General features: G+C 50.2%; 8 tRNA genes and 3 rRNA genes. All 11 read left to right on the top strand.

The window, feature by feature from the left end:
* The first annotated feature begins 14 nt into the window (after positions 1-14).
* Positions 15-1563 (top strand): 16S ribosomal RNA (locus tag ADH27_RS00340).
* Positions 1564-1616: 53 nt separating this feature from the next.
* Positions 1617-1689 (top strand) — tRNA-Ala (locus ADH27_RS00335).
* A gap of 129 nt (positions 1690-1818) precedes the next feature.
* A 23S ribosomal RNA gene (locus ADH27_RS00330) occupies positions 1819-4717 on the top strand.
* A gap of 80 nt (positions 4718-4797) precedes the next feature.
* A 5S ribosomal RNA gene (rrf, locus tag ADH27_RS00325) occupies positions 4798-4913 on the top strand.
* Together the 16S, 23S and 5S rRNA genes with 8 tRNA genes alongside form the textbook arrangement of a ribosomal RNA operon.
* A gap of 30 nt (positions 4914-4943) precedes the next feature.
* A tRNA-Val gene (locus tag ADH27_RS00320) sits at positions 4944-5016 on the top strand.
* 2 nt (positions 5017-5018) lie between these two features.
* A tRNA-Asp gene (locus ADH27_RS00315) sits at positions 5019-5091 on the top strand.
* A gap of 31 nt (positions 5092-5122) precedes the next feature.
* A tRNA-Lys gene (locus ADH27_RS00310) sits at positions 5123-5195 on the top strand.
* 5 nt (positions 5196-5200) lie between these two features.
* Positions 5201-5282, top strand: a tRNA-Leu gene (locus ADH27_RS00305).
* 17 nt (positions 5283-5299) lie between these two features.
* A tRNA-Thr gene (locus tag ADH27_RS00300) sits at positions 5300-5372 on the top strand.
* A 23-nt stretch (positions 5373-5395) separates the two neighbouring features.
* Positions 5396-5467, top strand: a tRNA-Gly gene (locus ADH27_RS00295).
* A 7-nt stretch (positions 5468-5474) separates the two neighbouring features.
* Positions 5475-5560, top strand: a tRNA-Leu gene (locus ADH27_RS00290).
* Positions 5561-5643 lie beyond the last annotated feature (83 nt).

Below are 5643 nucleotides of genomic sequence, written 5' to 3'. Positions count from 1 at the left end.
AGACAAACAATTATTTTAATGAGAGTTTGATCCTGGCTCAGGATGAACGCTGGCGGCGTGCCTAATACATGCAAGTAGAACGCTGAAGGAAGGAGCTTGCTCTTTCCGGATGAGTTGCGAACGGGTGAGTAACGCGTAGGTAACCTGCCTGGTAGCGGGGGATAACTATTGGAAACGATAGCTAATACCGCATAACAGTAGATATTGCATGATATCTGCTTGAAAGGGGCAATTGCTCCACTACCAGATGGACCTGCGTTGTATTAGCTAGTTGGTGAGGTAACGGCTCACCAAGGCGACGATACATAGCCGACCTGAGAGGGTGATCGGCCACACTGGGACTGAGACACGGCCCAGACTCCTACGGGAGGCAGCAGTAGGGAATCTTCGGCAATGGACGGAAGTCTGACCGAGCAACGCCGCGTGAGTGAAGAAGGTTTTCGGATCGTAAAGCTCTGTTGTAAGAGAAGAACGAGTGTGAGAGTGGAAAGTTCACACTGTGACGGTATCTTACCAGAAAGGGACGGCTAACTACGTGCCAGCAGCCGCGGTAATACGTAGGTCCCGAGCGTTATCCGGATTTATTGGGCGTAAAGCGAGCGCAGGCGGTTAGATAAGTCTGAAGTTAAAGGCTGTGGCTTAACCATAGTACGCTTTGGAAACTGTTTAACTTGAGTGCAAGAGGGGAGAGTGGAATTCCATGTGTAGCGGTGAAATGCGTAGATATATGGAGGAACACCGGTGGCGAAAGCGGCTCTCTGGCTTGTAACTGACGCTGAGGCTCGAAAGCGTGGGGAGCAAACAGGATTAGATACCCTGGTAGTCCACGCCGTAAACGATGAGTGCTAGGTGTTGGGTCCTTTCCGGGACTCAGTGCCGCAGCTAACGCATTAAGCACTCCGCCTGGGGAGTACGACCGCAAGGTTGAAACTCAAAGGAATTGACGGGGGCCCGCACAAGCGGTGGAGCATGTGGTTTAATTCGAAGCAACGCGAAGAACCTTACCAGGTCTTGACATCCCTCTGACCGCTCTAGAGATAGAGCTTTCCTTCGGGACAGAGGTGACAGGTGGTGCATGGTTGTCGTCAGCTCGTGTCGTGAGATGTTGGGTTAAGTCCCGCAACGAGCGCAACCCCTATTGTTAGTTGCCATCATTCAGTTGGGCACTCTAGCGAGACTGCCGGTAATAAACCGGAGGAAGGTGGGGATGACGTCAAATCATCATGCCCCTTATGACCTGGGCTACACACGTGCTACAATGGCTGGTACAACGAGTCGCAAGTCGGTGACGGCAAGCTAATCTCTTAAAGCCAGTCTCAGTTCGGATTGTAGGCTGCAACTCGCCTACATGAAGTCGGAATCGCTAGTAATCGCGGATCAGCACGCCGCGGTGAATACGTTCCCGGGCCTTGTACACACCGCCCGTCACACCACGAGAGTTTGTAACACCCGAAGTCGGTGAGGTAACCTTTTAGGAGCCAGCCGCCTAAGGTGGGATAGATGATTGGGGTGAAGTCGTAACAAGGTAGCCGTATCGGAAGGTGCGGCTGGATCACCTCCTTTCTAAGGATAAGGAAACCTGCACGTTCGTCTTGTTTAGTTTTGAGAGGTCTTGTGGGGCCTTAGCTCAGCTGGGAGAGCGCCTGCTTTGCACGCAGGAGGTCAGCGGTTCGATCCCGCTAGGCTCCATTGGTGAGAGATCACCAAGGATGAACATTGAAAATTGAATATCTATATCAAATAGTAACAAGAAAATAAACCGAAAACGCTGTGAATATTTAATGAGTTTTCTAATTTTTTAAGAAATTAGGTTAATAAGGTTAAGTTAATAAGGGCGCACGGTGGATGCCTTGGCACTAGGAGCCGAAGAAGGACGTGACAAACGACGAAATGCCTCGGGGAGCTGTAAGTAAGCTTAGATCCGGGGGTGTCCGAATGGGGGAACCCAGCAGGTAATACCTGTTACCCATATCTGTTAAGGATATGAGGAGGAAGACGCAGTGAACTGAAACATCTAAGTAGCTGCAGGAAGAGAAAGCAAAAGCGATTGCCTTAGTAGCGGCGAGCGAAACGGCAGGAGGGCAAACCGAAGAGTTTACTCTTCGGGGTTGTAGGACTGCAATGTGGACTTAAAGATTATAGAAGAACTACCTGGGAAGGTAGGCCAAAGAGAGTAACAGCCTCGTATTTTAAATAGTCTTTATACCTAGCAGTATCCTGAGTACGGCGAGACACGTGGAATCTCGTCGGAATCTGGGAGGACCATCTCCCAACCCTAAATACTCCCTAGTGACCGATAGTGAACCAGTACCGTGAGGGAAAGGTGAAAAGCACCCCGGGAGGGGAGTGAAATAGAACCTGAAACCGTGTGCCTACAACAAGTTCGAGCCCGTTAATGGGTGAGAGCGTGCCTTTTGTAGAATGAACCGGCGAGTTACGATATGATGCGAGGTTAAGTTGAAGAGACGGAGCCGTAGGGAAACCGAGTCTGAATAGGGCGTCTTAGTATTATGTCGTAGACCCGAAACCATGTGACCTACCCATGAGCAGGTTGAAGGTGCGGTAAAACGCACTGGAGGACCGAACCAGGGCACGTTGAAAAGTGCTTGGATGACTTGTGGGTAGCGGAGAAATTCCAAACGAACTTGGAGATAGCTGGTTCTCTCCGAAATAGCTTTAGGGCTAGCGTCGACATTAAGATTCTTGGAGGTAGAGCACTGTTTGGGTGAGGGGTCCATCCCGGATTACCAATCTCAGATAAACTCCGAATGCCAATGAATTATGGTCGGCAGTCAGACTGCGAGTGCTAAGATCCGTAGTCGAAAGGGAAACAGCCCAGACCACCAGCTAAGGTCCCAAAATAATTGTTAAGTGGAAAAGGATGTGGGGTTGCACAGACAACTAGGATGTTAGCTTAGAAGCAGCTATTCATTCAAAGAGTGCGTAATAGCTCACTAGTCGAGTGACCCTGCGCCGAAAATGTACCGGGGCTAAAACAATTTACCGAAGCTGTGGATACCTTTAATGGTATGGTAGGAGAGCGTTCTATGTGTGAAGAAGGTATACCGTGAGGAGTGCTGGAACGCATAGAAGTGAGAATGCCGGTATGAGTAGCGAAAGACAGGTGAGAATCCTGTCCACCGTAAGACTAAGGTTTCCAGGGGAAGGCTCGTCCGCCCTGGGTTAGTCGGGACCTAAGGAGAGACCGAAAGGTGTATCCGATGGACAACAGGTTGATATTCCTGTACTAGAGTATGTAGTGATGGAGGGACGCAGTAGGCTAACTAAAGCGTGCGATTGGAAGTGCACGTCTAAGCAGTGAGGTGTGAATTGAGTTAAATGCTTAGTTCAATAACATTGAGCTGTGATGGGGAGCGAAGTTTAGTAGCGAAGTTAGTGATGTCACACTGCCAAGAAAAGCTTCTAGCGTTAAACATACTCTACCCGTACCGCAAACCGACACAGGTAGTCGAGGCGAGTAGCCTCAGGTGAGCGAGAGAACTCTCGTTAAGGAACTCGGCAAAATGACCCCGTAACTTCGGGAGAAGGGGTGCTGACTTCGGTCAGCCGCAGTGAATAGGCCCAAGCAACTGTTTATCAAAAACACAGCTCTCTGCTAAATCGTAAGATGATGTATAGGGGGTGACGCCTGCCCGGTGCTGGAAGGTTAAGAGGAGTGCTTAGCGTAAGCGAAGGTATGAATTGAAGCCCCAGTAAACGGCGGCCGTAACTATAACGGTCCTAAGGTAGCGAAATTCCTTGTCGGGTAAGTTCCGACCCGCACGAAAGGCGTAATGATTTGGGCACTGTCTCAACGAGAGACTCGGTGAAATTTTAGTACCTGTGAAGATGCAGGTTACCCGCGACAGGACGGAAAGACCCCATGGAGCTTTACTGCAGTTTGATATTGAGTGTCTGTGCCACATGTACAGGATAGGTAGGAGCCATAGAGATCGGGACGCCAGTTTCGATGGAGGCGTTGTTGGGATACTACCCTTGTGTTATGGCCACTCTAACCCGGATAGGTGATCCCTATCGGAGACAGTGTCTGACGGGCAGTTTGACTGGGGCGGTCGCCTCCTAAAAGGTAACGGAGGCGCCCAAAGGTTCCCTCAGAATGGTTGGAAATCATTCGCAGAGTGTAAAGGTATAAGGGAGCTTGACTGCGAGAGCTACAACTCGAGCAGGGACGAAAGTCGGGCTTAGTGATCCGGTGGTTCCGTATGGAAGGGCCATCGCTCAACGGATAAAAGCTACCCTGGGGATAACAGGCTTATCTCCCCCAAGAGTTCACATCGACGGGGAGGTTTGGCACCTCGATGTCGGCTCGTCGCATCCTGGGGCTGTAGTCGGTCCCAAGGGTTGGGCTGTTCGCCCATTAAAGCGGCACGCGAGCTGGGTTCAGAACGTCGTGAGACAGTTCGGTCCCTATCCGTCGCGGGCGTAGGAAATTTGAGAGGATCTGCTCCTAGTACGAGAGGACCAGAGTGGACTTACCGCTGGTGTACCAGTTGTCTCGCCAGAGGCATCGCTGGGTAGCTATGTAGGGAAGGGATAAACGCTGAAAGCATCTAAGTGTGAAACCCACCTCAAGATGAGATTTCCCATAACTATATGTTAGTAAGAGCCCTGAGAGAAGATCAGGTAGATAGGTTAGGAGTGGAAGTTGTGTGAGCAATGGAGCGGACTAATACTAATAGCTCGAGGACTTATCCAAAAAGTAACTGAGGATATTTACAGCTGGTTTAAATTTTGTTAGAATATAGGTATTCAATTTTGAATGTTCATCATTCAGAGTTAAGTGACGATAGCCTAGGAGATACACCTGTACCCATGCCGAACACAGAAGTTAAGCCCTAGAACGCCGGAAGTAGTTGGGGGTTGCCCCCTGTGAGATATGGTAGTCGCTTAGCAAGATAGGAAGTTAAAAGACTTCCTTTTTTGGGAGTTTAGCTCAGCTGGGAGAGCATCTGCCTTACAAGCAGAGGGTCAGCGGTTCGATCCCGTTAACTCCCATAGGTCCCGTAGTGTAGCGGTTATCACGTCGCCCTGTCACGGCGAAGATCGCGGGTTCGATTCCCGTCGGGACCGTAGAAACGTAGTTTCTAGCAGATAATGATACGACTCGTTAGCTCAGTTGGTAGAGCAATTGACTTTTAATCAATGGGTCACTGGTTCGAGCCCAGTACGGGTCATTATAGCGGGTTTGGCGGAATTGGCAGACGCACCAGATTTAGGATCTGGCGCTTTACGGCGTGGGGGTTCAAGTCCCTTAACCCGCATAAGAGAATAATAATGAGCCGGCTTAGCTCAGTTGGTAGAGCATCTGATTTGTAATCAGAGGGTCGCGTGTTCAAGTCATGTAGCCGGCATTTTTTTATATAAAGAAACAGATGCGAACGTAGTTCAGTGGTAGAACACCACCTTGCCAAGGTGGGGGTCGCGGGTTCGAATCCCGTCGTTCGCTTGAGGAGGCCGGGGTGGCGGAACTGGCAGACGCACAGGACTTAAAATCCTGCGATTGGTAACGATCGTACCGGTTCGATTCCGGTCCTCGGCATAGACTTAGGTTGGAGAAGAAGCACCCTTAGCTCAACTGGATAGAGTACCTGACTACGAATCAGGCGGTTAGAGGTTCGACTC

It is taken from the genome of Streptococcus sp. 343_SSPC, assembly GCF_001072385.1.
GTDB lineage: Bacteria > Bacillota > Bacilli > Lactobacillales > Streptococcaceae > Streptococcus.
Note: the sequence above shows the minus strand (reverse complement) of the source record. Positions and strands in the feature narration are given on the sequence as shown.